The organism is Aquabacterium sp. A08 (assembly GCF_011742065.1).
Map to the genome: position 1 here is coordinate 1 of NZ_JAAQQT010000522.1, position 23,457 is coordinate 23,457.

Annotated in this window: 30 protein-coding genes and 1 tRNA gene; 9 read left to right on the plus strand and 22 right to left on the minus strand. The window is 68.6% G+C overall.

Features of this window, described 5'->3' with window-relative positions; genetic code table 11:
* The 3 genes from ureE to ureG form a co-directional block, all read left to right on the plus strand.
* Positions 1 to 540: urease accessory protein UreE (ureE, locus tag HA630_RS03535; protein ID WP_166832372.1), on the plus strand; the 540-nt coding region annotated here is incomplete at its 5' end.
* A complete protein-coding gene (locus HA630_RS03540) occupies positions 467 to 1,222 on the plus strand; it encodes an urease accessory protein UreF (protein WP_166832418.1) in 756 nt (251 codons plus the stop codon). The genes ureE and HA630_RS03540, both read left to right, overlap by 74 nt.
* Positions 1,219 to 1,878 carry an urease accessory protein UreG gene (gene ureG / locus HA630_RS03545; RefSeq protein WP_166832373.1) on the plus strand — a complete coding sequence of 220 codons (660 nt, stop codon included), beginning with the start codon at positions 1,219 to 1,221 and terminating at the stop codon, positions 1,876 to 1,878. The genes HA630_RS03540 and ureG overlap by 4 nt, the downstream gene beginning before the upstream one ends.
* 9 nt (positions 1,879 to 1,887) lie before the next feature.
* Here the strand turns inward: ureG and HA630_RS03550 are convergent, their stop codons facing one another.
* Positions 1,888 to 3,183 (minus strand): glycerate kinase, encoded by a 1,296-nt coding sequence (locus HA630_RS03550; protein WP_166832374.1) that lies wholly within the window; start codon positions 3,181 to 3,183, stop codon positions 1,888 to 1,890.
* 91 nt (positions 3,184 to 3,274) lie between these two features.
* Here HA630_RS03550 and HA630_RS03555 point away from each other — a divergent pair, with 91 nt between their 5' ends.
* The 4 genes from HA630_RS03555 to HA630_RS03570 are packed head-to-tail and all read left to right on the plus strand — an operon-like array spanning position 3,275 to position 5,757.
* Complete coding sequence (locus HA630_RS03555) at positions 3,275 to 4,120, plus strand: A24 family peptidase (protein WP_166832375.1); 846 nt, start codon at positions 3,275 to 3,277, stop codon at positions 4,118 to 4,120.
* Positions 4,117 to 4,749 (plus strand): dephospho-CoA kinase, encoded by a 633-nt coding sequence (gene coaE, locus HA630_RS03560; RefSeq protein ID WP_166832376.1) that lies wholly within the window; start codon positions 4,117 to 4,119, stop codon positions 4,747 to 4,749. Before HA630_RS03555 ends, coaE begins: the two co-directional genes overlap by 4 nt.
* 7 nt (positions 4,750 to 4,756) lie before the next feature.
* Positions 4,757 to 5,515: a cell division protein ZapD gene (zapD, locus tag HA630_RS03565; protein ID WP_166832377.1), complete on the plus strand. Its 759-nt coding sequence runs from the start codon at positions 4,757 to 4,759 to the stop codon at positions 5,513 to 5,515.
* A 26-nt stretch (positions 5,516 to 5,541) separates the two neighbouring features.
* Entirely contained in the window at positions 5,542 to 5,757 is a 216-nt protein-coding gene (locus tag HA630_RS03570) for a DNA gyrase inhibitor YacG (RefSeq protein ID WP_166832378.1), read from the plus strand.
* A gap of 49 nt (positions 5,758 to 5,806) precedes the next feature.
* Here HA630_RS03570 and HA630_RS03575 read toward each other — a convergent pair whose 3' ends face one another.
* Genes HA630_RS03575 through secA form a run of 4 tightly spaced genes read right to left on the minus strand, consistent with a single transcriptional unit; the run spans position 5,807 to position 11,232 of the window.
* Positions 5,807 to 6,280, minus strand: coding sequence for an NUDIX domain-containing protein (locus HA630_RS03575; RefSeq protein ID WP_166832379.1), 474 nt, complete (start codon positions 6,278 to 6,280; stop codon positions 5,807 to 5,809).
* A 9-nt stretch (positions 6,281 to 6,289) separates the two neighbouring features.
* Positions 6,290 to 7,174, minus strand: coding sequence for an ATP-binding protein (locus tag HA630_RS03580; protein ID WP_166832380.1), 885 nt, complete (start codon positions 7,172 to 7,174; stop codon positions 6,290 to 6,292).
* 20 nt (positions 7,175 to 7,194) lie between these two features.
* Positions 7,195 to 8,424: a bifunctional glutamate N-acetyltransferase/amino-acid acetyltransferase ArgJ gene (argJ, locus tag HA630_RS03585; RefSeq protein ID WP_166832382.1), complete on the minus strand. Its 1,230-nt coding sequence runs from the start codon at positions 8,422 to 8,424 to the stop codon at positions 7,195 to 7,197.
* A gap of 45 nt (positions 8,425 to 8,469) precedes the next feature.
* On the minus strand, positions 8,470 to 11,232 hold the full coding sequence (gene secA, locus HA630_RS03590; protein ID WP_166832384.1) for a preprotein translocase subunit SecA: 2,763 nt from the start codon (positions 11,230 to 11,232) through the stop codon (positions 8,470 to 8,472).
* A 178-nt stretch (positions 11,233 to 11,410) separates the two neighbouring features.
* Between secA and HA630_RS03595 the strand changes: the two genes are divergently transcribed.
* Positions 11,411 to 11,704, plus strand: a complete 294-nt coding sequence (locus HA630_RS03595; RefSeq protein ID WP_166832386.1) for a hypothetical protein — start codon at positions 11,411 to 11,413, stop codon at positions 11,702 to 11,704.
* A gap of 75 nt (positions 11,705 to 11,779) precedes the next feature.
* Here the strand turns inward: HA630_RS03595 and HA630_RS03600 are convergent.
* From HA630_RS03600 to HA630_RS03640, 9 genes are all read right to left on the minus strand, one after another.
* Positions 11,780 to 11,855, minus strand: a tRNA-Thr gene (locus tag HA630_RS03600).
* Positions 11,856 to 11,867: 12 nt separating this feature from the next.
* Positions 11,868 to 12,338, minus strand: coding sequence for a ClpXP protease specificity-enhancing factor (locus HA630_RS03605; protein ID WP_166832388.1), 471 nt, complete (start codon positions 12,336 to 12,338; stop codon positions 11,868 to 11,870).
* A 14-nt stretch (positions 12,339 to 12,352) separates the two neighbouring features.
* A complete protein-coding gene (locus tag HA630_RS03610; protein ID WP_166832390.1) occupies positions 12,353 to 12,964 on the minus strand; it encodes a glutathione S-transferase N-terminal domain-containing protein in 612 nt (203 codons plus the stop codon).
* A 105-nt stretch (positions 12,965 to 13,069) separates the two neighbouring features.
* The gene (locus HA630_RS03615; protein ID WP_166832392.1) at positions 13,070 to 13,825 is read right to left on the minus strand and encodes a cytochrome c1; all 756 of its coding nucleotides are present in this window, start codon (positions 13,823 to 13,825) and stop codon (positions 13,070 to 13,072) included.
* Between the two features lie 25 nt (positions 13,826 to 13,850).
* Positions 13,851 to 15,275 (minus strand): cytochrome bc complex cytochrome b subunit, encoded by a 1,425-nt coding sequence (locus HA630_RS03620; protein WP_166832420.1) that lies wholly within the window; start codon positions 15,273 to 15,275, stop codon positions 13,851 to 13,853.
* Between the two features lie 17 nt (positions 15,276 to 15,292).
* Positions 15,293 to 15,889 carry a ubiquinol-cytochrome c reductase iron-sulfur subunit gene (petA, locus tag HA630_RS03625; RefSeq protein WP_166832394.1) on the minus strand — a complete coding sequence of 199 codons (597 nt, stop codon included), beginning with the start codon at positions 15,887 to 15,889 and terminating at the stop codon, positions 15,293 to 15,295.
* Positions 15,890 to 16,004: 115 nt separating this feature from the next.
* The gene (gene pdxA / locus HA630_RS03630; protein ID WP_166832396.1) at positions 16,005 to 17,018 is read right to left on the minus strand and encodes a 4-hydroxythreonine-4-phosphate dehydrogenase PdxA; all 1,014 of its coding nucleotides are present in this window, start codon (positions 17,016 to 17,018) and stop codon (positions 16,005 to 16,007) included.
* A complete protein-coding gene (locus HA630_RS03635) occupies positions 17,015 to 17,818 on the minus strand; it encodes a Nif3-like dinuclear metal center hexameric protein (RefSeq protein WP_166832398.1) in 804 nt (267 codons plus the stop codon). The genes pdxA and HA630_RS03635 overlap by 4 nt, the downstream gene beginning before the upstream one ends.
* A gap of 75 nt (positions 17,819 to 17,893) precedes the next feature.
* On the minus strand, positions 17,894 to 18,046 hold the full coding sequence (locus HA630_RS03640; RefSeq protein WP_166832399.1) for a DUF3149 domain-containing protein: 153 nt from the start codon (positions 18,044 to 18,046) through the stop codon (positions 17,894 to 17,896).
* Positions 18,047 to 18,154: 108 nt separating this feature from the next.
* On the opposite strand from HA630_RS03640, the gene HA630_RS03645 reads away from it, so the two are divergent.
* Positions 18,155 to 19,303 carry a trypsin-like peptidase domain-containing protein gene (locus HA630_RS03645; RefSeq protein WP_166832400.1) on the plus strand — a complete coding sequence of 383 codons (1,149 nt, stop codon included), beginning with the start codon at positions 18,155 to 18,157 and terminating at the stop codon, positions 19,301 to 19,303.
* Positions 19,304 to 19,321: 18 nt separating this feature from the next.
* Here HA630_RS03645 and tatC read toward each other — a convergent pair whose 3' ends face one another.
* The 8 genes from tatC to hisF all read right to left on the minus strand — a co-directional run bounded on the left by tatC (position 19,322) and on the right by hisF (position 23,384).
* Positions 19,322 to 20,104 (minus strand): twin-arginine translocase subunit TatC, encoded by a 783-nt coding sequence (gene tatC, locus HA630_RS03650; RefSeq protein ID WP_166832402.1) that lies wholly within the window; start codon positions 20,102 to 20,104, stop codon positions 19,322 to 19,324.
* Positions 20,105 to 20,113: 9 nt separating this feature from the next.
* Complete coding sequence (tatB, locus tag HA630_RS03655; protein WP_166832404.1) at positions 20,114 to 20,608, minus strand: Sec-independent protein translocase protein TatB; 495 nt, start codon at positions 20,606 to 20,608, stop codon at positions 20,114 to 20,116.
* A gap of 62 nt (positions 20,609 to 20,670) precedes the next feature.
* Positions 20,671 to 20,910: a Sec-independent protein translocase subunit TatA gene (gene tatA, locus HA630_RS03660; RefSeq protein WP_166832406.1), complete on the minus strand. Its 240-nt coding sequence runs from the start codon at positions 20,908 to 20,910 to the stop codon at positions 20,671 to 20,673.
* Between the two features lie 132 nt (positions 20,911 to 21,042).
* Positions 21,043 to 21,402, minus strand: a complete 360-nt coding sequence (locus HA630_RS03665) for a histidine triad nucleotide-binding protein (RefSeq protein ID WP_166832408.1) — start codon at positions 21,400 to 21,402, stop codon at positions 21,043 to 21,045.
* Positions 21,399 to 21,773, minus strand: coding sequence for a hypothetical protein (locus tag HA630_RS03670; RefSeq protein ID WP_166832410.1), 375 nt, complete (start codon positions 21,771 to 21,773; stop codon positions 21,399 to 21,401). The genes HA630_RS03665 and HA630_RS03670 overlap by 4 nt, the downstream gene beginning before the upstream one ends.
* 3 nt (positions 21,774 to 21,776) lie before the next feature.
* A complete protein-coding gene (locus HA630_RS03675; protein WP_166832412.1) occupies positions 21,777 to 22,166 on the minus strand; it encodes a phosphoribosyl-ATP diphosphatase in 390 nt (129 codons plus the stop codon).
* A gap of 5 nt (positions 22,167 to 22,171) precedes the next feature.
* Positions 22,172 to 22,573: a phosphoribosyl-AMP cyclohydrolase gene (gene hisI / locus HA630_RS03680; protein WP_166832414.1), complete on the minus strand. Its 402-nt coding sequence runs from the start codon at positions 22,571 to 22,573 to the stop codon at positions 22,172 to 22,174.
* A 10-nt stretch (positions 22,574 to 22,583) separates the two neighbouring features.
* Positions 22,584 to 23,384 carry an imidazole glycerol phosphate synthase subunit HisF gene (hisF, locus tag HA630_RS03685; RefSeq protein ID WP_166832416.1) on the minus strand — a complete coding sequence of 267 codons (801 nt, stop codon included), beginning with the start codon at positions 23,382 to 23,384 and terminating at the stop codon, positions 22,584 to 22,586.
* Positions 23,385 to 23,457: the final 73 nt, after the last annotated feature.

Below are 23,457 nucleotides of genomic sequence, written 5' to 3' on the forward strand. Positions count from 1 at the left end.
GGCCTGGCCCCGGTGCTGCTGAACCGGGCGGCCAGCGTCACGCTGGACTGGGACCAGCGCCAGAAAAGCCGCTTCGACTGCGTCGACTCCCAGGGCCGGCGCATCGGCGTCTTCCTGCCGCGCGGCACCGTGGTGCGCGGGGGCGACGCGCTGCTCACCCACGACGGCTCCCTGCTCAAGGTGGTGGCCGCGCCACAAACGGTGCTGCGCATCACCCACTGCAGCGCCTACGGCACGCCCTTCGATCTGATCCGCGCCGCCTACCACCTGGGCAACCGGCACGTGCCCATCGAGCTGCAACCCGACCACCTCAAGATCGAGCCCGACCACGTGCTGGCCGACATGCTGCGCCAGATGCACCTGATCGTCAATGAAGTGCGCGAGCCGTTCGAGCCCGAAGCCGGCGCCTACGGCGACGCGGGCGCCCATGGCAGCCCAGGCGGCCACGCTGGGCACGGCCATGCCCATGCCCACGATGGGCGCCACGTCCACCACCCACACGACCACCACCACGGGCACGACCCGGCCCACGGTGACTGACGCGCCGCTGCTCGCGCTGCTCTGGCTGGCCTCCCCCACCCTGCCCATCGGCGGGTTTTCCTACTCGGAAGGGTTGGAGGCGGCCGTCCACAGCGGCCTGGTCCACGACGAGGCCAGCGCCAGCGACTGGATTGCCGGCCAACTCTGGCTGTCGCAAGCGCGGGCCGACCTGCCGGTGATCGCCCGGGCCCTGCCCGCCTGGCGCCAGCGCGACTGGGCCCGCCTGCAAGCGCTGGACGGCTGGGTGCGCCAGACCCGCGAAACGGCCGAACTGCGCCTGCAAACCGAGCAGATGGGCCGCTCGCTGATGGAGTGGATGAAGTCGCTGCAAGACCCCAGCCTCGACCTCGACCGCATCCCCACCGACCTGCGCCAACCCACCTACCCGGTGGCCTACGCGCTGGCCCTGTCGCAGCAACTGCCGGCCAGCACCCCGGTGCGCGACGCCCTGCTGGCCGCCGGCTTTGCCTGGGCCGAAAACCTGGTGCAGGCCGCCATCAAATCGGTGCCGCTGGGCCAGAGCGCCGGCCAGCGCACCGTCGCGCGCCTGTGCCGCGAACTGCCCGCCGCCATCGACGCCGCGCTGGCCGTCACCGACGCCACGCGGCAATCCTTCGCCCCCCTGCTGGCCATCCTGTCGGCCCGCCACGAAACCCAGTACTCCCGCCTGTTCCGCTCATGAATGCCCCTGCCTTGCACCACATCCCCGGCCGCACCAAGGTCCTGCCCCCGCTGCGCGTCGGCATCGGCGGCCCCGTCGGCTCCGGCAAAACCACCCTGCTCGAAATGCTCTGCAAAACCATGCGCGAGCGCTACGACCTGGTCGCCATCACCAACGACATCTACACCAAGGAAGACCAGCGCCTGCTCACCGTCAGCGGCGCGCTGCCGCCCGAGCGCATCCTGGGCGTGGAAACCGGCGGCTGCCCCCACACCGCCATCCGCGAGGACTGCTCCATCAACCTCGAAGCCATCGACCGCATGCTGGCCGAGTTCCCGAACGCCGACGTGGTGTTCGTGGAATCCGGCGGCGACAACCTGGCCGCCACCTTCAGCCCGGAACTGTCGGACCTGACCATCTACGTCATCGACGTGGCCGCCGGCGAAAAAATCCCGCGCAAGGGCGGCCCCGGCATCACCAAAAGCGACCTCTTCGTCATCAACAAGACCGACCTGGCCCCGCACGTGGGCGCCAACCTGGAGGTGATGGCCGCCGACACCGCCCGCATGCGCCCCGACCCCGAGCGCCGCCCCTGGACCATGACCAACCTGAAAACCCAGGCCGGGCTGGACGAGGTGGTCCGCTTCATCGAGCGGCGCGGGATGCTGACGGCCTGAGCCGGCGCTTCAGCGCGGCGCCTCGATCAGCACCGCACGGAAGTCGTTGACGTTGGTGCGCGTCGGCCCGGTCACCACCGACGCACCCAGCGCTTCGAAAAAACCGTGGCCGTTGTTGTCCGCCAGCTGATCCAGGGGCCGCAGGCCCTGCGCCCAGGCCCGCGCCAGCGTGTCCGGGCCCACCACCGCGCCAGCGATGTCCTCCTGTCCATCAACGCCGTCGGTGTCGGCCATCAGCGCGTGGATCTGCGGGTGGCCGCCCGTGGCGATGGCGAAGGACAGCAGGCATTCGACGTTGCGCCCGCCCCGGCCCTGGCCGCGCACCGTCACCGTGGTCTCACCGCCCGACAGCAGCACACACGGCGCCGTGAAGGGCTGGCCCCGGCCGGCCACCTGCAAGGCCATGCCACCCAGCACCTTGCCCACGTCGCGCGCCTCGCCCTCCAGTGCGTCGCCCAGGATGTGCACCGCGTAGCCGGCGTCGCGCGCCACCCGCGCGGCCGCCTCCAGCGCCAACTGCGGCGTGGCCACCAGGCGCACCTCGGACCGCGCCAGCCGTGGGTCACCCGGCTTGACCGACTCGCCCCGGCCGCTCTCCAGCACCGCGCGCACCGGTTCCGGCAGCTCGATGCCGTAGCGCCGCACCACGGCCAGCGCGTCGGCGCAGGTGGTCGGGTCGGCCACCGTGGGGCCGGAGGCGATGTCGATCGGGTGGTCGCCCGGCACGTCCGACAGCAGCAGGGTGATGACCCGCGCCGGGTGACAGGCCGCCGCCAGCCGTCCGCCCTTGACCGCCGACAGGTGGCGCCGCACCACATTCATGTCGGTGATGGTGGCGCCACTGGCCAGCAGCGCGCGGTTCACCGCCTGTTTGTGCGCCAGCGTCAGCCCTGGCAGCGGCAGGGGCAGCAGCGCCGAGCCGCCGCCCGAGACCAGGCACAACACCACGTCGTCAGGGCTCAGGCCCTGCACCAGCTGCAACAGCCGTTGCGCCGCCTGCAGGCCGGCGGCGTCGGGCACCGGGTGGGCCGCCTCCACGATCTCGATGCGTTCGCACGGCACGGCGTAGCCATGGCGCGTCACCACCAGCCCGCTCAAACGTTGCGGATCGCCGGCCCAGTGCCGCTCCACCGCCTGCGCCATGGCGGCCGAGGCCTTGCCGGCCCCGATCACCACCAGCCGGCCGCGGCCCAACTCAGCCGGCGTGGGCAGGTGGGGCGGCACGCACCGCGCCGGCTGGGCCGAGGCCACGGCGGCATCGAACAGGTGGCGCAACAGGCGCTCGGGCGGCAGGGGCGGGGTCATGGCGCCACTGTAACGCGGCGGGCGCCGGCGCGCCGTCAACCTGTTTACACTGCCCACTGGCCCCACCCCTAGACCCCACCTTTCGCCCCCCATGGAACTCCTTGCCAGCCCCCTGGGCATTGCCATCGCCGGCCTGCTGGGCCTGCTCGTCGGCAGCTTCCTCAACGTGGTCATCCACCGACTGCCGCAAATGATGGAGCGGCAATGGGCCGCCGAGTGCGCCGAATTCACCGGCCAGCCCGCGCCCGAACACCCGCCGCTGAACCTGATGCACCCGCGCTCGCGCTGCCATTCGTGTGGCGTCGGCATCGCTTGGCACCAGAACGTGCCGGTCGTCAGCTACCTGCTGCTGCGCGGCCGCTGCCACGCCTGCGGCGTGTCCATCGGCCTGCGCTACCCGCTGGTGGAACTGCTCACCGGCGCCCTGTTCGCTTGGGTGTTCGCCGCCCACGGCGTGGCCTGGGCCACGCTGGCCTGGTTCGGTTTCGTCGCCGCCGTCATCGCGCTGGCCTTCATCGACTGGGACACCACCCTGCTGCCCGACGACATCACCCTGCCGCTGGTCTGGGCCGGCCTCATCGTGGCCGCCTGGGGCTGGAGCGGCGTGGCGCTGCCCGACGCGCTTTGGGGCGCGGTCGGCGGCTACCTGTCGCTGTGGGCGGTGTACTGGGGCTTCAAGCTGCTCACCGGCAAGGAGGGCATGGGCCACGGCGACTTCAAGCTGTTCGCCGCGCTGGGCGCCTGGTTCGGCTGGCAGGCGCTGGTCCCCATGATCCTGATGGCCTCGGTCATCGGCGCGGTCGTCGGCCTGGGCATGAAGTTCACCAGTGGACTGCGCGAGGGCGGCTACATTCCCTTCGGGCCCTTCCTGGCCCTGGCGGGGCTGAGCGCGCTGGTGTTCAGCCCGCAGGCGCTGCTGCAGTGGGTGGGGCTGTGAACGCCGCCCCCCCGCCCGCCCGCCGGCCGTTGCGGCTGGGCCTGACCGGCGGCATCGGCAGCGGCAAAAGCACCGTGGCCGGCCTGCTGCGGGGGCTGGGGGCCAGCGTGGTGGACGCCGACGCCATCGCCCGCGCCAGCACCGCCGCCGGCGGCGCGGCCATCGCCCCGCTGCGCGCCGCGTTCGGCCCCGACGCCATTGGCCCCGACGGCGCGCTGGACCGCGACCGCATGCGCGCCCGGGTCTTCAGCGACCCCGAGGCCAAGCAGCGGCTCGAAGCCATCGTCCACCCGCTGGTGCGCGCCGAGATCGACCGCCAGGCCGCCACCGCGCCGGGCGACTGCGTGGTGCTGGACCTGCCGCTGCTGGTCGAGTCGCCCCAGTGGCGCGAGCGGGTGGACACCGTCTGGGTGGTGGACTGCCTGCCCGAGACCCAGGTGGAACGCGTCATGCGGCGCAACGGCTGGCCGCGCGAACAGGTGCTCGCCGTGCTGGCCGCCCAGGCCAGCCGCACCCAGCGCCTGGCCGTGGCCGACACCGTGATCGACAACGACCAGGCCACCCTGGCACAACTGGACACACGCGTGCGCACCGCCTATGCGGCGATGCGACAAAGATTCGGGCTATGATGAAACGGTGATCCTCTACGAATACCCGTTCAACGAACGCATCCGCACCTACCTGCGCCTGGAACACCTGTTCCGCCGCCTGCACACGCTGGTGTCGCGCACGCACCCGCTGGACCACCACTTCGCCATCCAGACGCTGTTCGAGATCATGGACGTGGGCGCCCGCTCTGACCTCAAGTCCGAGATCCTCAAAGACCTCGACCGGCTCAAGCAGGTCTACAACGGCTACCGTGGCAACCCGGCCATTTCCGAGGCGGCACTGGACCAGTTCATCGCCCGCATCGACGCCTGCTTCAACGCGCTGCACGACGACGCCGGCCGCGTCGGCCACGGCCTGGGCGAGAACGAATGGCTGATGGCCATCCGCAGCCGCATCTCCATCCCTGGGGGCACCTGCGAATTCGACCTGCCGGCCTACCACGACTGGCAGCACCGCCCACCCGAGCAACGGCAACAAGAACTCGCCGCCTGGTCGCAGGAACTGGCCGCGCTGGCCCAGCCCGTGCAGCTGCTGCTGGGGCTGTTGCGCGAAGGCGGCGCGCCACAAAAGGTGATGGCCGTGGGCGGCCAGTACCAGCAGAACCTACCGCAAGGCCGCACCTTCCAGCTGTTGCGCGTCTGGATCGACCCGGCGCGCCAGCTCGTGCCCGAAATCAGCGGCAACCGCCTGCTGTTTTCGGTGCGGTTGCTGCAGCGCGGCGAGGACGGCAAGCTCCAACTCGCTGCCGACCAACAGGCCGAGCTGGAAGTGACCCTGTGCGCCTGAGGCGCGACCCGACTCCATTTTTGGCCATGTCCGCCGACCACGCCCCCACCTTTGCCCCCCAGACGGTCACCTGCCCGCGCTGTGGCGGCCCCAGCCTGTACGCCCCCAGCAACCGCTACCGGCCGTTCTGTGGCGAACGCTGCAAGCAAATCGACCTGGGCGCCTGGGCCGCCGAAGATTTCCGGGTGCCCACCAGCCCGCCGCTGGACCCGGCGGGTCCGGACGCCGATTGGAAGCACTGACCTCGCCACACGCCCAGCTTGGGCACCGGGACCAAAAAACGGGGCAGGCTCAGGCCGCTGAACCGCTGGCCTCGGCCAGCCACTCCAGCACCGGCACCGTGCCCGGCAACACCGGCGCCACGTCCACCGGCAGGGTCTGCCAGGCGTATTGCTGGCCCTCGTGCATCTGCAACTCGCCGCTCCAGTCGAACACCTGGCAGAAGTTCAGCCGCACCAGCGCGTGGGGGTAGTCCACCAGCTTCTCGCGCCACGGGTGCACCGCGCCCACCGTCACGCCGATTTCTTCCTGCAGTTCGCGCCGCAAGGCCTCGGCCACGGTTTCGCCCGGCTCCACCTTGCCACCCGGGAATTCCCAGTAGCCTTCGTACACCTTGCCCGGGGGCCGGCTGGTCAGCAGGAAACGCCCCTGGGCATCGATGAGCACACCCACCGCGACCTCGGTCACGGGTCGGTCCAGGCCGCCCTCGCGCGGCCGGTCACCGTCGGCCACCAGTGCGGCAGAGGCTGCAGAGGGTGCCGTCATGCCACGCCCTCAGCGGCCCGAGGCCTGGCTTGCCCGCTCGCCGGCGTAATACCGAGCGAACTGGTAGGCCACGCGTCCGCTGCGCGAGCCGCGCTCCAGCGCCCACACCAGGGCCTGGGGCCGGGCCTGCTCGAACTCCGCCTCGGGCACACCGTGGTGGCCCAGCCACTGGTAGGCCACGCTCAGGTACTCGTCCTGGCTGAAGGGGTAAAAGCTCACCCACAGGCCGAACCGTTCGGACAGGGAGATTTTCTCCTCCACCGCCTCGCCCGGGTGCACCTCGCCGTCGGCGGTGTGGGTGTAAGACAGGTTCTCCTTCATGTACTCCGGCAGCAGGTGGCGCCGGTTGCTGGTCGCGTAAATCAGCACATTGGGCGTGGCTGCGGCCACCGAACCGTCCAGAATGGACTTGAGCGCCTTGTAGCCGGGCTCGCCGTCCTCAAAGCTCAGGTCGTCGCAAAACACGATGAACTTCTCGGGCCGGTCGGCCACCACGTCCACGATGTCGGGCAGGTCCACCAGGTCGGCCTTGTCCACCTCGATCAGGCGCAGGCCCTGGGCCGCGTAGGCGTTCAGGCAGGCCTTGATCAGCGAGCTCTTGCCGGTGCCGCGCGCGCCGGTCAGCAGCACGTTGTTGGCCGGCAGGCCCTGCACAAAATGGGCCGTGTTGCGCTGGATCTTGTCCTTCTGGTCGTCGATTTCCTGCAGGTCGGCCAGCGCCAGGGCGGCCACGTGCTTCACCGGTTCCAGCACACCGTGACCGCCGCGCTTGCGGTAGCGGAACGCCACCGAGGCGGCCCAGTCGGGCGCCCCCAGCGGCTGCGGCAGCACCGATTCCCAGCGCGCCATCAGCGATTCGGCGCGTTGCAGCAGGCGTTCAAAGGCGTCGTTCATCGGCGGGCTTGATGGGGGGCTCAGGAGCGGTAATCGGCGTTGATGGTCACGTAGTCGTGGCTGAAATCACAGGTCCACACCGTGTCGGCCACGGTGCCCCGGTTCAGGCCCACGCGGATGGTGATTTCGGTTTGCGCCATCACGCGGGCGCCGTCTTCCTCGCGGTAGGCGGGGTGGCGGCCGCCCTGCGTCACCACGTGCACGTCGTCCAGATGCAATTCGATCTTGTTCTGGTCCAGGTCGGCAATCCCAGCGTAGCCCACCGCCGCCAGGATGCGGCCCAGGTTCGGGTCGCTGGCGAAGAACGCGGTTTTCACCAGCGGCGAATGGGCGATGGCGTAGGCCACCTTCAGGCATTCGTCGGTCGTCTGGCCGCCTTCCACGCGCACGGCAATGAACTTGGTCGCGCCCTCGCCGTCGCGCACGATGGCGTGGGCCAGCGTCTGCGCCACCTCGGCCATGGCGGCCTGCAAGGCCTGGCCTTCGGCACTGCTCAGGTCGGTGATTTCGGCGTGCGCCGCACGGCGCGTGGCCACCACCACGAAAGAGTCGTTGGTGGAGGTGTCGCCGTCCACCGTCACCCGGTTGAAGGATACATCGGCCAAATTCTTCGCCAGCGCATTCAGCAGGCCCGGCGCCACGTTCGCATCGGTGGCCACAAAGCCCAGCATGGTCGCCATGTTGGGGCGGATCATGCCGGCGCCCTTGGCAATGCCGGTCACGGTCACCGTCTGCCCGCCGATCTTCACCTGCCGGCTCGCGGCCTTGGCCACGGTGTCGGTGGTCATGATGCCTTCGGCGGCCTTCAGCCAGTTCTCGGCGCAGGCGTCGGCCAGCGCGGCGGGCAAGCCGGCCACGATGCGCTCCACCGGCAGCGGCTCCATGATCACGCCGGTGGAAAACGGCAGGACCTGCCCGGGCGCCACGTTCAGGTGCCGGGCCAGGGCCTCACAGGTGGCGCGGGCGTTGGCCAGCCCTGGCGCGCCGGTGCCGGCGTTCGCATTGCCGGTGTTGATGACCATGGCGCGCACCGGTTGGCCCGCGGCCAGGTGGTCGCGGCACACCTGCACCGGCGCCGCGCAGTAGCGGTTCTGGGTGAACACGCCGCCCACGGCCGCGCCCTCGTCCAGCAAAAACACGGTCAGGTCCTTGCGGTGGGCCTTGCGCACGCCCGCTTCGGCCACGCCGATCGACACGCCCGGCACGGGCAACAGGGTTTCCGCCGCCGGGGCGGTCCAGTTCACAGCCATGGCTGACTCCGGTGGATGTTCAACAACAGGGGCAGTGTGGCACGCTCAGGAGAGCTTGCCGTGACACTGCTTGTACTTCTTGCCGCTGCCGCAGGGGCAGGGGTCGTTGCGGCCCACGCGCGGCAGTGCGGCCGCTTCGGCCGCGGCGCCGCCCAGCAGGCCCCGGTCGGCGGTGGTTTCGGCCTCGCCGGTTTCGGTGGGCGCGGTGTAGGTCACGTGGCTCAGGTGCTCCGCCTGCGCTTCCATCTGCTCGGCGGCGCTGCTCACCTGCTCGGGCGACTGCACCTTGACGTTCATCAGGATACGCGTCACCTCGTTGCGCACCATGTCCAGCAACTGGCCGAAGAGCTGGAACGCCTCGCGCTTGTACTCCTGCTTGGGCTGTTTCTGGGCATAACCGCGCAGGTGGATGCCCTGGCGCAGGTAGTCCAGCGCGCTCAGGTGGTCGCGCCAGTGGCTGTCGATGTTCTGCAGCAGCACCACCCGCTCGAAGCTGGTGAAATGCTCGCGGCCCACCTGGGCCACTTTGGCCTCGTAAGCGGCGTGGGCGGCGGCCACCACCTGGGCCAGGATGTCGTCGTCGGTGATCTCGCTGGCGCCTTCCACGGCCTGGGCCAGGTTCAGCGTCAGGCCCCACTCCTCGGCCAGCACCTTTTCCAGGCCTGGCAGGTCCCACTGCTCTTCCACGCTGTCGGCGGGCACGAACTGGCGCACCAGCTCGGTCATGCAGCCCTCGCGCAGGCCGGCGATCTGGGCGGCCAGTTCCTGCGCGTCGATGATGTCGTTGCGCTGCTGGTAAATCACCTTGCGCTGGTCGTTCGACACGTCGTCGTACTCCAGCAACTGCTTGCGGATGTCGAAGTTGCGCGCCTCGACCTTGCGCTGCGCGCTCTCGATGCTGCGCGTGACCATGCCGGCCTCGATCGCCTCGCCCTCGGGCATCTTCAGGCGGTCCATGATGGCGCGCACCCGGTCGCCCGCGAAAATGCGCATGAGCTGGTCGTCCAGGCTCAGGTAGAAACGGCTGGAACCCGGGTCGCCCTGGCGGCCGGCGCGGCCGCGCAGCTGGTTGTCGATGCGGCGGCTCTCGTGCCGTTCGGTGGCGATGATGCGCAGCCCGCCCAGCGCCTTGACCTGCTCGTGGTCCTGCTGCCACTGCGCCCGCGCCGCGGCGATCTTTTCCGCCTTCGCCGCCTCGTCCAGGGCCGGGTCGGCCTCGATCGCCGCGACCATCTTCTCCAGGTTGCCGCCCAGCACGATGTCGGTGCCGCGGCCGGCCATGTTGGTGGCGATGGTGATCGCCCCCGGCCGCCCAGCCTGCAGGATGATGTCGGCCTCGCGCGCGTGCTGCTTGGCGTTGAGCACCTCGTGCGGCAGCTTCTCCTGCTTCAGCAGCTCGGCGATGATTTCCGAGTTCTCGATCGACGAGGTGCCCACCAGCACCGGCTGGCCGCGCTCGTGGCACTCGCGGATGTCCTGGATCGCCGCCTTGTACTTCTCGGGCGTGGTCTTGTACACGCGGTCGAGCTGGTCGTCGCGCTTGCTGGGGCGGTTGGGCGGGATCACCACCGTCTCCAGGCCGTAGATTTCCTGGAACTCGTAGGCCTCGGTGTCGGCCGTGCCGGTCATGCCGGACAGCTTGCCGTACAGCCGGAAGTAGTTCTGGAAGGTGATGGACGCCAGCGTCTGGTTTTCCGGCTGGATCGCCACGCCCTCCTTGGCCTCCACCGCCTGGTGCAGGCCGTCGCTCCAGCGGCGCCCGGCCATCAAGCGGCCGGTGAATTCGTCCACGATGACGATTTCGCCGTTCTGCACCACGTAGTGCTGGTCGCGGTGGTACAGGTGCTGCGCCTTGAGCGCGGTCACCAGCTGGTGCATCAGCACGATGTTGGACGGGTCGTACAGCGACGCGCCCTCGGCCAGCAGACCGGCCTGGGCCATCAGCGCCTCGGCGTGCTCGTGGCCCTGCTCGGTCAGGTGGATCTGGTGGGCTTTTTCGTCCACGGTGAAGTCGCCCGGGCGGGTCACGCCCTCGCCCGTGCGCGGGTCTTCCTCGCCCTCCTGGCGCACCAGCTGCGGCACCAGCCGGTGGATGGCCTGGTACATCGCGGTGTGGTCCTCGGCCTGGCCGCTGATGATCAGCGGCGTGCGCGCCTCGTCGATCAGGATGGAGTCCACCTCGTCCACGATGGCGTAGTGCAGGCCGCGCTGCACCCGGTCGGCCGCCTCGTACACCATGTTGTCGCGCAGGTAGTCGAAGCCGTACTCGTTGTTGGTGCCGTAGGTGATGTCGGCGGCGTAGGCGGCCTGCTTCTCCTGGCGCGGCATCTGCGGCAGGTTGATGCCCACGCTCAGCCCCAGCCAGTTGTAGAGGCGGGCCATCCACTGCGCGTCGCGGCTGGCCAGGTAATCGTTGACCGTGACCACGTGCACGCCCTTGCCCGTCAGCGCGTTCAGGTACACCGGCAGCGTGGCGGTCAGGGTCTTGCCCTCCCCGGTGCGCATCTCGGCCACCTTGCCGCTGTGCAGCGCGATGCCGCCGATCAGCTGCACGTCGAAGTGGCGCATCTTCATCACCCGCTTGGACGCCTCGCGCACCGTGGCAAAGGCCTCGGGCAGCAGCGCGTCCAGCGTTTCGCCGTTGGCCACGCGCTGCTGGAACTCGGCGGTCTTGGCCTGCAGCTGCTCGTCCGACAGCTTCTCGAACTGCGCCTCCATCCCGTTGATGCGGGCCACCGTCTTGCGGTAGGTCTTGAGCAGGCGGTCGTTGCGACTGCCGAAAATTTTGGTCAGGAATTGGATGGCCATACGAACAACGCCACCGCGCGCACTCGGCGCGCCATGGCCGTGGGTGTCTTTCTGAACTTGCTGGGGATCCGCCCAGCCGTGTGCGGCGCTTTCGCCGTAATCGGCCATTTTAGCGGGGTGCATCCGGGCCAGCCCCGGCTGGCCTGCACAGGTGGCGGCCAAGCCCGATAATTCCCGCATGTTCAGCTTGCAACAGGCCGTCACCGCTTCGCCCGTTCTGGCCCAGGTGGCCGAGCGCGTGCGCCGCTCGCAGCAGATGCTGCAGACCATCCGCCCCCTGTTGCCGCCCGGCCTGCGGGCGCAGGTGCAGGCCGGCCCGGTGGACGACAACGGCTGGTGCCTGCTGGTGGGCAACCCGGCGGTGGGCAGCAAGCTCAAGCAGCTCACCCCGGCGCTGATGGCGGCCCTGCGCCAGGCCAACCTGGGCGTGCCCCAGCTTCGAATCAAAGTGCAGGCGGCGCGCGGCCGCTGACCGCGGCACCGCCCGCCAATGGCCACCCCAAAAACGACGACGCCTTTCGGGCCGGGGCCGGAAAGGCGTGGTGTCTGGTGCCGCCTGTCGGATTCGAACTGACGACCTACCGCTTACAAGGCGGGTGCTCTACCAACTGAGCTAAGGCGGCGTGCGACCGATTCTACTTCACCCGCTTGAGCGCCGGCCGGCCGCCCGCGGGCGCGGCGGGCGGCGGCTCATCCCCGCCTTCGGGTCGGTCCGCGGCCACGTCGGCCCCCGGTGCCGGCACCACCTGCAGCCGCTGGACACCGGCCTCGGCCTCGCTCAACGGCTTGGGCGGCGGGAAGGCCATGCCCTGTCCGTTCTCACGGGCGTAGATGGCCACCACGTGGTCCACCGGCACCACCACCTCGCGCGGCACCCCGCCAAAACGGGCCTTGAACGAGACGAAATCGTTGTCCAGCTGGAGTTGGCTGGTCGCCTCCAGGCTGGTGTTGAGCACGATCTCGTTGTCCTTGACGAACTCGCGCGGCACCTGCACCGAAGCGTCCACCGCCACGGCCAGGTAGGGCGTGTAGCCGTTGTCGGTGCACCACTCGTGCAAGGCACGGATCAGGTAGGGGCGGGTCGAGGGGATGTCGTCGCGGTCCATGGCGGGCCCGGCGCTTACTTGCGCATCACCTTTTCAGAGGGCGTCAGCGCCTCGATGTAGGCCGGGCGCGAGAAGATGCGTTCGGCGTACTTCAGCAGCGGCGCGGCGTTCTTGCTCAGCTCGATGCCGTAGTGGTCCAGGCGCCACAGCAGCGGGGCAATGGCCACGTCCAGCATCGAGAAGTTGTCGCCGAGCATGTACTTGTTCTTCAGGAACACCGGGGCGAGCTGGGTCAGGCGGTCGCGGATGTGGCTCTTGGCCTTGTCCACGGCCTTGTCGGCGCCCTTGGCGGTGCGCGACTCCAGCACCGACACGTGGGTGAACAGCTCTTTTTCAAAGTTCAGCAGGAACAGGCGCACGCGGGCGCGGTCCACCGGGTCGCCGGGCATCAGCTGCGGGTGCGGGAAGCGCTCGTCGATGTACTCGTTGATGATGTTGGACTCGTACAGGATCAGGTCGCGCTCGACCAGAATCGGCACCTGCCCGTAGGGGTTCATCACCGCGATGTCTTCGGGCTTGTTGTAGAGGTCCACGTCGCGGATCTCGAAGTCCATGCCTTTTTCGAACAGCACGAAACGGCAGCGGTGCGAATAAGGGCAGGTGGTGCCCGAGTACAGAACCATCATGGACGTTGTTCCTTCAGTCTCAAAACAAAAACAGTGGGTTGCCGCGGAGACCCCGGCAATTCCACTGTGTCGGACCGGCCCCGGCAAGGGGGCCAGACGGGGGGCTTACTTGATGTCTTTCCAGAAGGCGGCGTTCAGACGCCACGCGACGATGGTGAAGACGCCCAGGAAGATCAGCACCCAAATGCCCAGGCGAACGCGGTCGTTGTGTGCCGGCTCGGCCATCCACTGCATGAAGGCCACCAGTTCGGCGACGTTGCGGTCGTACTCGGCTTGCGTCATCGTGCCCGGCTTGACCTGCTCCCAGCCGCGCAGCACCTGCACCTCGTGGCCGTGGCTGCTGACGGTTTCCATCACCGGCTTGCGCTCGCCCTGCAGTTCCCACAGGGGGTTGGGCATGCCGATGTTGGGGAAGGCCAGGTTGTTCCAGCCGGTGGGCTTGGTCTCGTCGCGGTAGTAGGTGCGCAGCAGGGTGTACAGGTAGTCGGCCCCGGTGTGGCCGGCGCTGGCACGCGAACGGGCCACCAGCGTCAGGTCCGGCGGGTTGGCACCGAACCACTGCTTGGCCTGGGCCGGGTTGATCGCGGAGATCATCAGGTCACCCACCTTTTCGGTGGTGAACATCAGGTTTTCCTTGATCTGCTTTTCGGTCAGGCCGAGCTCGGTCATGCGGTTGTAGCGCACGAAGGAGGCCGAGTGGCAGCTCAGGCAGTGGTTGACGAAGATCTTGGCGCCGTTTTGCAGCGCCGACAGGTCGTTGGTCAGGTTCGGGGCTTTTTCCAGGGGGAACCCGCCGCCGGCGGCGAAGGCGTTCGTCGCCAGGCCCAGGGCCACCAGGCAGCCAGCAATCCATTTTTTCATGTGTTTCTCCGGTGGGCGTTGGGGCTCAGTGGGGCGTGAAGGTCACGCGGCTGGGAACCGGCTTGGCTTCGCCAATGCGGCTCCACCACGGCATCAGCAGGAAGAAACCGAAGTAGAACAGCGTGCCCACCTGCGACACCCGCTCGCCGATCGGCGACGGCGGCAGCACCCCCAGGTAACCCAGGATCAGGAAGTTGATCACGAAAATGCCGTACAGGTACAGCTGCCAGCTCGGGCGGTAGCGGATGGACTTGACCGGGGAGTTGTCCAACCAGGGCAGGAAGAACAGGATCACCACGGCGCCGCCCATGGCGACCACGCCCCAGAACTTGGCGTCGATGGACAGCATCAGCGCGGCCACGACCACGGCACCGACCACGATGGCGCCCTTGAAGGCACCGGCCAGCTTGGCCTTGGTCACACCCAGCACGGCGCCCAGCACCACGCAGGCCACCAGCACGTACATCATCTCGGCGGTGATGGCGCGCAGCATGGAGTAGAACGGGGTGAAGTACCACACCGGAGCGATGTGCAGCGGGGTCACCAGCGGGTCGGCCGGGATGAAGTTGTTGTACTCGAGGAAGTAGCCACCGAACTCGGGCGCGAAGAACACGATGGCGGAGAACACCATCAGGAACACGCTGACCCCCAGGATGTCGTGCACCGAGTAGTAGGGGTGGAACGGGATGCCGTCGCGCGGGATGCCGTTTTCGTCCTTGTTGGCCTTGATTTCCACGCCGTCGGGGTTGTTGGAACCCACTTCGTGCAGCGCGATGATGTGCGCCACCACCAGGCCCAGCAGGACCAGCGGCACGGCGATCACGTGGAAGCTGAAGAAACGGTTCAGGGTGGCGTCACCGACCACGAAGTCGCCGCGGATCAGCAGCGCCAGGTCGGGCCCGATCAGCGGAATGGCCGAGAACAGGTTGACGATCACTTGGGCGCCCCAGTAGGACATTTGGCCCCACGGCAGCAGGTAACCCATGAAGGCTTCGGCCATCAGCACCAGGAAGATGGCGCAGCCGAAGACCCACACCAGCTCGCGCGGTTTGCGGTAGGAACCGTAGATCAGGCCACGGTACATGTGCAGGTACACCACCACGAAGAACGCCGAGGCGCCGGTGGAGTGCATGTAGCGGATCAGCCAGCCCCAGGACACGTCGCGCATGATGTATTCGACGGACGCGAAGGCCACCGGCACGCCGGCCGCGTTCAGCGAGGCGTCGGGCTTGTAGTGCATGACCAGGAAGATGCCGGTCACGATCTGGATCACCAGCACCAGCAGCGCCAGCGAGCCGAAGAAATACCAGAAGTTGAAGTTTTTCGGCGCGTAGTACTCGGACAGGTGTTCCTTGTACAGCTTGGACAGGGGGAAGCGGTTGTCCACCCAGTTCAGCAGTTTTTCGCCCGCGGGGGCGCTCGGAGAGACTTCCTTGAATTCAGCCATGATGGTCCTCGTTACGCCGGTCAGGCCTTGGGCTCTTCGCCGATGAGCAACACCGTGTCAGACACGTAGTAGTGCGGCGGGATTTCCAGGTTGTCGGGGGCGGGCTTGTTCTTGAACACGCGGCCGGCCATGTCGAAGGTGGAGCCGTGGCAGGCGCACAGGAAGCCGCCGGCCCAGTCGTCCGGCAGCGACGGCTGCGGACCGGGGGTGAACTTGTCCCCGGGCGAACAGCCCAGGTGGGTGCAGATGCCGACGGCCACCAGGTACTCGGGCTTGATCGAGCGGTGGCGGTTCTTGGCGTATTCGGGGGTCGGGTAGGCCTGGCGTGCGGAGTCCGGGTCGGCCAGCTGAGCGTCGAGCTTTTCCAGGGCGGCGAGTTGTTCCGGCGTGCGGCGCATCACCCACACCGGCTTGCCACGCCACTCCACCACGGCCTTTTCACCGGGTTGCAGCTTGGACACGTCGAACTCGACGGCGGCACCGGCGGCTTTGGCGCGCTCGGACGGCGCAAACGAACTGACAAAGGGAACGGCGACGGCGGCTGCACCCACGCCACCCATGGCAGCGGAGGTGATGAGCCAGGTGCGGCGGCCGTTGTCTACGGTGGCTTCGCTCATGGGGATCTTTCAGTGACGGGACTACACACTTGCGGGACCGTGTCGAATGCAGGACGGCACTCGGGTCAACAGCCCATTGTAATTGATCGTGACAACCCAACCTTACGGCCGGGGCTCAGGCCTGGGCCTGGCGCGCGGCTTCGATGGCGGCGATCAGGCTGCTCGGATCGGCGCGGCCGGTGCCGGCCAGGTCGAAGGCGGTGCCGTGGTCCGGGCTGGTGCGCACAAAGGGCAGCCCCAGCGTGGTGTTGACCCCGTGCGCCAGCCCCAGGTACTTGACCGGGATCAGCCCCTGGTCGTGGTACATGGCGATGACCACGTCAAACGCGCCTTCGCGGGCGCGCATGAACACGGTGTCCGGGGCGTAGGGGCCGTGCGCGTCGATGCCTTCGGCGCGGGCCTGGGCCACGGCCGGGGCGATGGCCTCGATTTCCTCGCGCCCGAACAGGCCGCCCTCGCCCGCGTGCGGGTTCAGCCCGGCCACCGCGATGCGGCAGCGCCGCCCAGCGCCGCGCTGGCGGAAATGGCGGTCGGTGATCTGCAGCGTTTCCAGCACCCGCGCGGGGGTGACGCGCTCGATCGCCTCGCGCAGCGAAACGTGGATGCTGACCAGCACCGTGCGCAGTTCGTCGTTGGACAGCATCATGCGCACCGGCAGCTCGGCCGGCGTGCGCCCCAGGTGGGCCGCGGCCAGGGCCTGCAGGTACTCGGTGTGGCCGGGGTGGTCCACGCCGGCGGCGGCCAGCGCCTCCTTGTGGATGGGCGCGGTGACCAAGGCCGCGACGTCGCCGCGCAGGGCCGCCTGGGCGGCGCGCTCGATGGCGTCGGCCGCCGCGCGACCGGCCAGCGCACCGACCTGGCCCCACGGCACCGGGGCCGGCAGCGCGGCGGTGGGCCACAGCGGCAGGCAACCCGGGGGCAGGGTGGCGACGTCGGCCGGCCGCTCCACCACCGCCACGGGCAGCAGGCCGCCGGTGGCCGCGGCGGCGCGGCGCAAGGTGGCCAGCTCGCCCACCACCACGCAGTCGCGCGACCAGTCGGGGCGCAGCCGGAACACCTGGGTGACGATCTCCGGGCCGATGCCGGCCGGGTCGCCCATGGTCAGGGCCAGGGGGCGGTGCGTGCTCATGCGGGGTTGTCCACGTCGATGAAGCGGTGGCTCAGGCCCAGCGACAGCGCCACGGCCGCCGCCACCGCGGGCGCGCCGTAGCGCTCGGTGGCGTGGTGGCCACAGGCCAGGTAGGCGACGCCACATTCGCGCGCGTAATGGGCCTGGGGTTCGGAAATCTCACCGGTGAGGAAGGCATCGGCGCCGGCGGCGATGGCCGCCTCGAAATAGCCCTGCGCCCCGCCGCTGCACCAGGCCACGCGGCGCAATGGGCGCTGGGCCGTGTCGAGCAGGGTCACGGGCCGGCCCAGCACCGCCTGCACATGGGTGGCCAGCGCGGCCGCGGTGTCCACCGGCGGCACGCCGAGCAGGCCGAGGTCCTGGTCCCCGAAGCGGCCCCAGCCGCCGGGCAGCGGCGCCAGGCCCAGGCGCTGCGCCAGCTGGGCGTTGTTGCCCAGCGTGGGGTGGGCGTCCAGCGGCAGGTGGTAGGCGAACAGGCTGATGTCGTGCTGCAGCAGCAGCGCCAGGCGCTGCTTCATCCAGCCGGTGACACAGCCGCTCTGGCCGCGCCAGAACAGGCCGTGGTGGACCAGGATGGCGTCGGCCCCGTCGGCGATGGCGGCCTCGATCAGGGCGCGGCTGGCGGTGACGCCGCTGACCAGGTGGCGCACCCGCTCGCGGCCCTCGACCTGCAGGCCGTTGGGGCCGTAGTCCTTGAAGCGTGCGGGTTCGAGCAGGGTGTCCAGGGCGGAGCGCAGCGCGTCGCGGCTGCAACCGGCCGGCGGTTCGCCGGGGCGGGAAGCTTGGGGGGGTACGGTCATGGCGGTGAACGGCAAGGCGTCGGCAAGGGGCCTGGCCATTGTCTCACCGCCGGGCGCCGGCCGGCGCCACCCGGCTCAAGACCGGCGCTGCTGCTGGGCGCGCTCGGACTCTTCCATCTTGCGAGCGAAGAAACGGTAGAACCACCACGCCATGAAAGGGATGAACAGGAGCACGGCGAGGCTCAGCAGGCCGTAGTCGGTGGAAAAAAGGTCCACAATCGCTTTCATGGTGCACTCCGCTCTTTTTGTGTCTGAATCGCCCCGGATTTGACCCCGGATGCACCCGGGCCGACTTGACCCACATCAAGCCTTGCACGCATCACAGGCTAAGCCCCCATGAAACGCTACTGGCTGCTGTTTTCCCAATCCATCACCGTGCTGCTGGCGGCATGGTTCGTCGTCGCCACCCTCAAGCCGCAGTGGCTCAATCAGCGGCCGGTGCTCACCCGCATCGTGCCGGTGTTCGAGGCCGGCGAGACCGAACGCAGCCCGGCCGTGCAGGCCAGCAGCTACAGCAGCGCCGCCCAGACCGCCGCGCCGGCGGTGGTCAGCATCAGCACCAGCAAGGCACCGGCGCGCAACCCGCACGCCGAAGACCCGTGGTTCCGCTTCTTCTTTGGCGACCAGCAGGCCAGCCCGCAGCCGCAAACCGGGCTGGGTTCCGGCGTCATCGTCAGCCCCGAGGGCTACATCCTGACCAACAACCACGTGGTCGAGGAGGCGGACGAGATCCAGGTGCAGCTCAGTGACGGCCGCGGCGCCCGCGCCCGCACGGTCGGCACCGACCCGGAAACCGACCTGGCCATCCTGAAGATCGAACTGCCGCAACTGCCGGTGGTGGTGCTGGGCGATTCCGAGCAGCTGCGCGTGGGGGACGTGGTGCTGGCCATCGGTAACCCCTTTGGCGTGGGCCAGACCGTGACCAGCGGCATCGTCAGCGCGCTCGGGCGCAGCCAGCTGGGCATCAACACCTTCGAGAACTTCATCCAGACCGACGCGGCCATCAACCCGGGCAACTCGGGCGGGGCGCTGGTGGACGTCAACGGCCACCTGATGGGCATCAACACCGCGATCTATTCGCGCTCGGGCGGCTCCATGGGCATCGGCTTCGCCATCCCCACCTCCACCGCACGCGACGTGCTGGAGGCGATCGTGCGCGACGGCTCGGTCACGCGCGGCTGGATCGGGGTGGAGCCGCAGGCCCTGACGCCCGAGCTGGCCCAGTACTTTGGCGTGGGGCAGACCGAGGGGGTGATCATCACCGGGGTGCTGCAGAACGGCCCGGCGGCGGCCGCCGGCCTGCGCCCGGGCGATGTGGTGGTGCGGGTGGCCGGCACCCCGGTGAAGGACGTGCCCGGCCTGTTGAGCGCGGTGGCCGCCCTGCCCCCGGGCAGCCCGGCCGACATCGAACTGGAACGGCGCGAAGGGCGCCAGGTGCTGAAAGTCACCCCCAGCCGGCGCAACCCGCCGCCGCGAGAGCGCTGAGCCGGGACGGTGCCCGGCTCACTCGGCCGGGTCGGCCTCGGGCGCGCGGCTGGCCTTGGCGAACCAGCGCGACCCCACAATGCCCAGTTCGTACAACAGGCACATGGGAATGGCCAGGGCCAGTTGGGAAATCACGTCGGGCGGGGTGACGACGGCCGCGATGATGAAGGCCACCACCACGAAGTAGCCACGAAAGCCCTTGAGCTGCTCGGGCGTAACCATGCCAAAGCGCACCAGCAGCATCACCACGATGGGCACCTGGAAGGCGAGACCAAAAGCGAGGTACAGCGACAGGATGGCCTCGACGTAGGAAGCGATGTCGGGCGTGGCGTTGACGCTTTCGGGGGTGAAGCCCTGGATGAAGCCGAACATCTTGTCCAGCACGAAAAACTGCACGAAGGCGATCCCGACGTAAGCCAGGATGCTGCCAAAAATGATGAGCGGCAGCGCGAAATGCTTTTCGTGGGTGTACAGACCGGGGGCCACAAAGGCCCAGATCTGGTACATGACCCAGGGCAAGGCCAGCAGCAGGCCGGCCATCATCAAGACCTTGAGCGGCACAAAGAAGGGCGTGAACACGCCCACCGCGATCAGCTTCACGTCGGGCGGCATGTGGGCCCGGATGGGCACCGCGATCAGGTCGATCAGGCCGCTGGGGCCGGGCCAGAAGGCCAACAGCAGCATGCACACGCCGATGCCGGCGACGATGTAGAGCAGGCGGTCGCGCAGCTCGATCAGGTGCTGGACAAAAGGCTGTTCGGTGCCGGCCAGTTCATCGGCCTTGTCGGGGGTGTCGGACATGGCTCGGGTTTACATCGGTTTGGTTTTGGGCCGAAAGCGGGCCACGCGCGCGGCGCCCGACTGGGTCCGGGTGCGGACGCCGGTGCGCGACTTGAACCACTGCGGCACCGCCTTTTGCTTGAGCCGGAAGTTCTTTTTCGGGTGCCTGTAGCTGGGGTACACCGGGGAGCCGATGGAGGCGGCATCGGCCGGGTTGAAGCCGCCGCTGGCGCTGGACTCCAGACCGGCCGTGGCCTCGGACCACTGCCGGTCGAACTCGGCCCCGGTGTCGTGCAGGGTCGACTCGACGTTGCGCGCCGCCGACTCCACCGAATCCTTCATCTTCTTGAGCTCTTCGAGCTCCATCGAACGGTTGACTTCGGCCTTGACGTCGGCCACGTAGCGCTGAGCCTTGCCCAGCAGTGTGCCGACGGTGCGCGCCACTTTGGGCAGCTTTTCGGGACCAATGACCACCAGAGCCACGACCCCGATCAGGGCCAGCTTGGAAATACCCAAGTCAATCATGCAGCTCTTTCCATGCACGCATCAGAAACGGGGGCGGACGCCCCCACAGAAGCCCGCGGGGCTCAGCCCTTGGTCTTGGCCTCGACGTCGATGGTCGTTTTCTCGGCCGCCGGTTTGTCCTGGGCCACCTGGGCGGTGGCCGGGGCGTCGGCCGCGGCGTTGCCGCCTTCCTTCATGCCGTCCTTGAAGCCCTTCACCGCGCCGCCCAGGTCGGAACCGATGTTCTTGAGCTTCTTGGTGCCAAACACCAGGACCACGATCAGCAGGACGATCAGCCAATGCCAGACGGAAAAAGCACCCATGTCAAAACTCCAGTGTGGGGAACAGTGCCCCGGGTATGCGTTGGATTCTAAGTCGGGCGGGCGGTTCAGCGCCCGCAACGACCGGGATTGTCCCAGATATGTGTGACGGGACGGTCAAAAACAAGGGGCGGTTCAGCCCTTGAGCCAGGGGCGCGGGCCGCCCATGACGTGGACGTGCAGGTGGTGCACCTCCTGCCCGCCTTCGGTGCCGGTGTTGCAGACGATGCGGAAGCCGCCGTCCGGGTAGGGGTTACAGCCCTGGGCCAGCGCCAGTTGCGGCGCCAGCACCATGATCTTGCCCATCAAGCGCTCGTGCTCGGGACCCAGTTGGGCCATGGAGGCGATGTGCAGCTTGGGCACCATGAGGAAATGCACCGGCGCCCAGGGGTGGATGTCGTGGAAGACAAACAGGTCGTCGTCCTCGTACACCTTGCGGCTGGGGATCTGGCCGGCAATGATCTTGCAGAAAATGCAGTTCGGGTCGTGACTCACGGGGCAAACTCCATGGGCTGGCCGGCGTTCATGCGAACCATGCCTTTGACGATGCGGTACAAAAACCAGGCCGAAATGACCAGCCACGCCACCCAACCGGGGATGACGAAGAGCAGCCACAGCGGAAAAGTGACCAGGTAGGCCAGAAACGCGAACAATACCGAGCGGATGCGCCAGCGGAAGTGGCTGGCGTGCCAGCTACCCACCGCGTCGTCTTTTTTGACGAAGTCCAGGATCAGCGCGACGACGAGCAATGTCGGGCCCCACTGGCCGCCGGGAATCAGAGCGCCCACCGCGACCACCAGGTGCAGCAGGTAGCTGATCAGCCCCACGGTGTTGAGGCGGCGCAAGCGTTCGGTGTCGTCGGTCATGCCTTACTCGCCGGCGTCGCGCGCCAGGGCCTTGCGCAGGGCTTTTTCTTCCAGGCCGCTCAGGCCCTCGCGGCGGGCCAGCTCGGACACCACATCGGCCGGGCTCAGGCCAAAGTGGGCCAGCGCGACCATGCTGTGGAACCACAGGTCGGCCACCTCGCCCACCAGCGCCTGGGCCGTGCCCTGACCGTGCTGCAGGTCCTTGGCGGCCATCACCGCCTCGCCCGCCTCTTCGGTGATTTTTTTCAGGAAGGCGTCCGGGCCTTTGTGCAGCAGGCGCGCCACGTAGCTTTTCTCGGGATCGCCGCCGTGGGCGGGCTTGCGCGACTCGAGTACGGCCGCCAGGCGGTCCAGGGTGTCGGTGGAGGAAACGGGTTCGCGGGCAGCGCTCATGGCGGTCACTTGTAGATCGATTCGGGGTCTTTGAGCACCGGCTCCACGCTGTGCCAGGCGCCGCCCTGGCCGTCGGCCTGGTAACGCTGGAAAAAACAGCTGTGGCGCCCGGTGTGGCAGGCGATGCCGGGCGTGTGGCCCTGCTGGGTCACCTTCAGCAGCACCACGTCGTTGTCGCAGTCCAGGCGGATGTCGTGGACCGTCTGCACGTGGCCGGATTCTTCGCCCTTGAACCAGAGCTTGCCGCGCGAACGGCTGAAGTACACCGCACGACCCAGCTGGGCGGTTTTCTGCAGCGCCTCGCGGTTCATCCAGGCAAACATCAGCACGTCGCCGGTGCTGTTTTCTTGCGCGATCACCGGCACCAGGCCTTGCGCGTCCCATTTCACATCGTCGAGCCAGTTCATGTGCCGCCCCTCACAGCCGGACCGGGATGCCCCGCTCGGCCATGCGCTGCTTGGCCTGGGCGATGGTGTATTCCCCGTAGTGGAAGATGCTGGCGGCCAGCACCGCGTCGGCGCCGCCCTGCTGGACGCCGTCGGCCAGGTGGTCGAGGTTGCCCACGCCCCCGGAGGCGATCACCGGCACCCCCACCGCGTCGCTGACCGCGCGCGTCAGGGCCAGGTCGAAGCCGGCCTTGGTGCCGTCGCGGTCCATGCTGGTCAGCAGGATTTCGCCGGCGCCGTGTTCGGCCATCTGGGTGGCCCAGGCCACCGCGTCCAGGCCGACGTTCTTGCGCCCGCCGTGGCTGTAAACGTCCCAGCCCGGGCCCAACGGCTGGCCGTGGGCGCCCAGGCGCAGCTCGTCCTCGGGCGTGCGGCGCTTGGCGTCGATGGCCACCACGATGCACTGGGCGCCGTACTTGGCCGAGGCGTCGCGGATGACCTGCGGGTGGGCGATGGCGGCGGAATTGAAGCTGACCTTGTCGGCCCCGGCGTTGAGCAGGCGGCGCACGTCGTCCACGGTGCGGACACCGCCCCCCACGGTGAGGGGAATGAAGACCTGTGAGGCCACCGCCTCGATGATGTGCAGGATCAGGTCGCGGCCGTCGCTGGTGGCGGTGATGTCGAGGAAGGTCAGTTCGTCGGCGCCCTGCTCGTTGTAGCGGGCGGCGATTTCCACCGGGTCACCGGCGTCGCGCAGTTCGAGAAAATTCACGCCTTTGACGACGCGACCACCGGTCACGTCCAGGCAGGGGATGATGCGTTTGGCGAGCATGGGCAGATTGTCGCAGGTGCGGAGGATCGGTGGCGTCAGCACAACGCCAGGGTCTGGCTGCCCTGCCAGGTGG

What these genes read in the sequence shown, in the direction of transcription:
- hisI (WP_166832414.1), bottom strand. Translation starts at nt 22,573, where the DNA reads ATGAACTGGCTCGACGATGTGAAATGGGACGCGCAAGGCCTGGTGCCG.
- pdxA (WP_166832396.1), bottom strand. Translation starts at nt 17,018, where the DNA reads ATGAGCACGCACCGCCCCCTGGCCCTGACCATGGGCGACCCGGCCGGC.
- hisF (WP_166832416.1), bottom strand. Translation starts at nt 23,384, where the DNA reads ATGCTCGCCAAACGCATCATCCCCTGCCTGGACGTGACCGGTGGTCGC.
- petA (WP_166832394.1), bottom strand. Translation starts at nt 15,889, where the DNA reads ATGAGCGAAGCCACCGTAGACAACGGCCGCCGCACCTGGCTCATCACC.
- HA630_RS03605 (WP_166832388.1), bottom strand. Translation starts at nt 12,338, where the DNA reads ATGGACCGCGACGACATCCCCTCGACCCGCCCCTACCTGATCCGTGCC.
- argJ (WP_166832382.1), bottom strand. Translation starts at nt 8,424, where the DNA reads ATGGCTGTGAACTGGACCGCCCCGGCGGCGGAAACCCTGTTGCCCGTG.
- HA630_RS03550 (WP_166832374.1), bottom strand. Translation starts at nt 3,183, where the DNA reads ATGACCCCGCCCCTGCCGCCCGAGCGCCTGTTGCGCCACCTGTTCGAT.
- HA630_RS03640 (WP_166832399.1), bottom strand. Translation starts at nt 18,046, where the DNA reads ATGAAAGCGATTGTGGACCTTTTTTCCACCGACTACGGCCTGCTGAGC.
- HA630_RS03555 (WP_166832375.1), top strand. Translation starts at nt 3,275, where the DNA reads ATGGAACTCCTTGCCAGCCCCCTGGGCATTGCCATCGCCGGCCTGCTG.
- HA630_RS03645 (WP_166832400.1), top strand. Translation starts at nt 18,155, where the DNA reads ATGAAACGCTACTGGCTGCTGTTTTCCCAATCCATCACCGTGCTGCTG.
- tatC (WP_166832402.1), bottom strand. Translation starts at nt 20,104, where the DNA reads ATGTCCGACACCCCCGACAAGGCCGATGAACTGGCCGGCACCGAACAG.
- HA630_RS03615 (WP_166832392.1), bottom strand. Translation starts at nt 13,825, where the DNA reads ATGAAAAAATGGATTGCTGGCTGCCTGGTGGCCCTGGGCCTGGCGACG.
- tatB (WP_166832404.1), bottom strand. Translation starts at nt 20,608, where the DNA reads ATGATTGACTTGGGTATTTCCAAGCTGGCCCTGATCGGGGTCGTGGCT.
- HA630_RS03570 (WP_166832378.1), top strand. Translation starts at nt 5,542, where the DNA reads ATGTCCGCCGACCACGCCCCCACCTTTGCCCCCCAGACGGTCACCTGC.
- HA630_RS03635 (WP_166832398.1), bottom strand. Translation starts at nt 17,818, where the DNA reads ATGACCGTACCCCCCCAAGCTTCCCGCCCCGGCGAACCGCCGGCCGGT.
- HA630_RS03580 (WP_166832380.1), bottom strand. Translation starts at nt 7,174, where the DNA reads ATGAACGACGCCTTTGAACGCCTGCTGCAACGCGCCGAATCGCTGATG.
- secA (WP_166832384.1), bottom strand. Translation starts at nt 11,232, where the DNA reads ATGGCCATCCAATTCCTGACCAAAATTTTCGGCAGTCGCAACGACCGC.
- HA630_RS03540 (WP_166832418.1), top strand. Translation starts at nt 467, where the DNA reads ATGCCCACGATGGGCGCCACGTCCACCACCCACACGACCACCACCACG.
- ureG (WP_166832373.1), top strand. Translation starts at nt 1,219, where the DNA reads ATGAATGCCCCTGCCTTGCACCACATCCCCGGCCGCACCAAGGTCCTG.
- HA630_RS03595 (WP_166832386.1), top strand. Translation starts at nt 11,411, where the DNA reads ATGTTCAGCTTGCAACAGGCCGTCACCGCTTCGCCCGTTCTGGCCCAG.
- HA630_RS03575 (WP_166832379.1), bottom strand. Translation starts at nt 6,280, where the DNA reads ATGACGGCACCCTCTGCAGCCTCTGCCGCACTGGTGGCCGACGGTGAC.
- HA630_RS03670 (WP_166832410.1), bottom strand. Translation starts at nt 21,773, where the DNA reads ATGACCGACGACACCGAACGCTTGCGCCGCCTCAACACCGTGGGGCTG.
- HA630_RS03675 (WP_166832412.1), bottom strand. Translation starts at nt 22,166, where the DNA reads ATGAGCGCTGCCCGCGAACCCGTTTCCTCCACCGACACCCTGGACCGC.
- tatA (WP_166832406.1), bottom strand. Translation starts at nt 20,910, where the DNA reads ATGGGTGCTTTTTCCGTCTGGCATTGGCTGATCGTCCTGCTGATCGTG.
- HA630_RS03610 (WP_166832390.1), bottom strand. Translation starts at nt 12,964, where the DNA reads ATGATGGTTCTGTACTCGGGCACCACCTGCCCTTATTCGCACCGCTGC.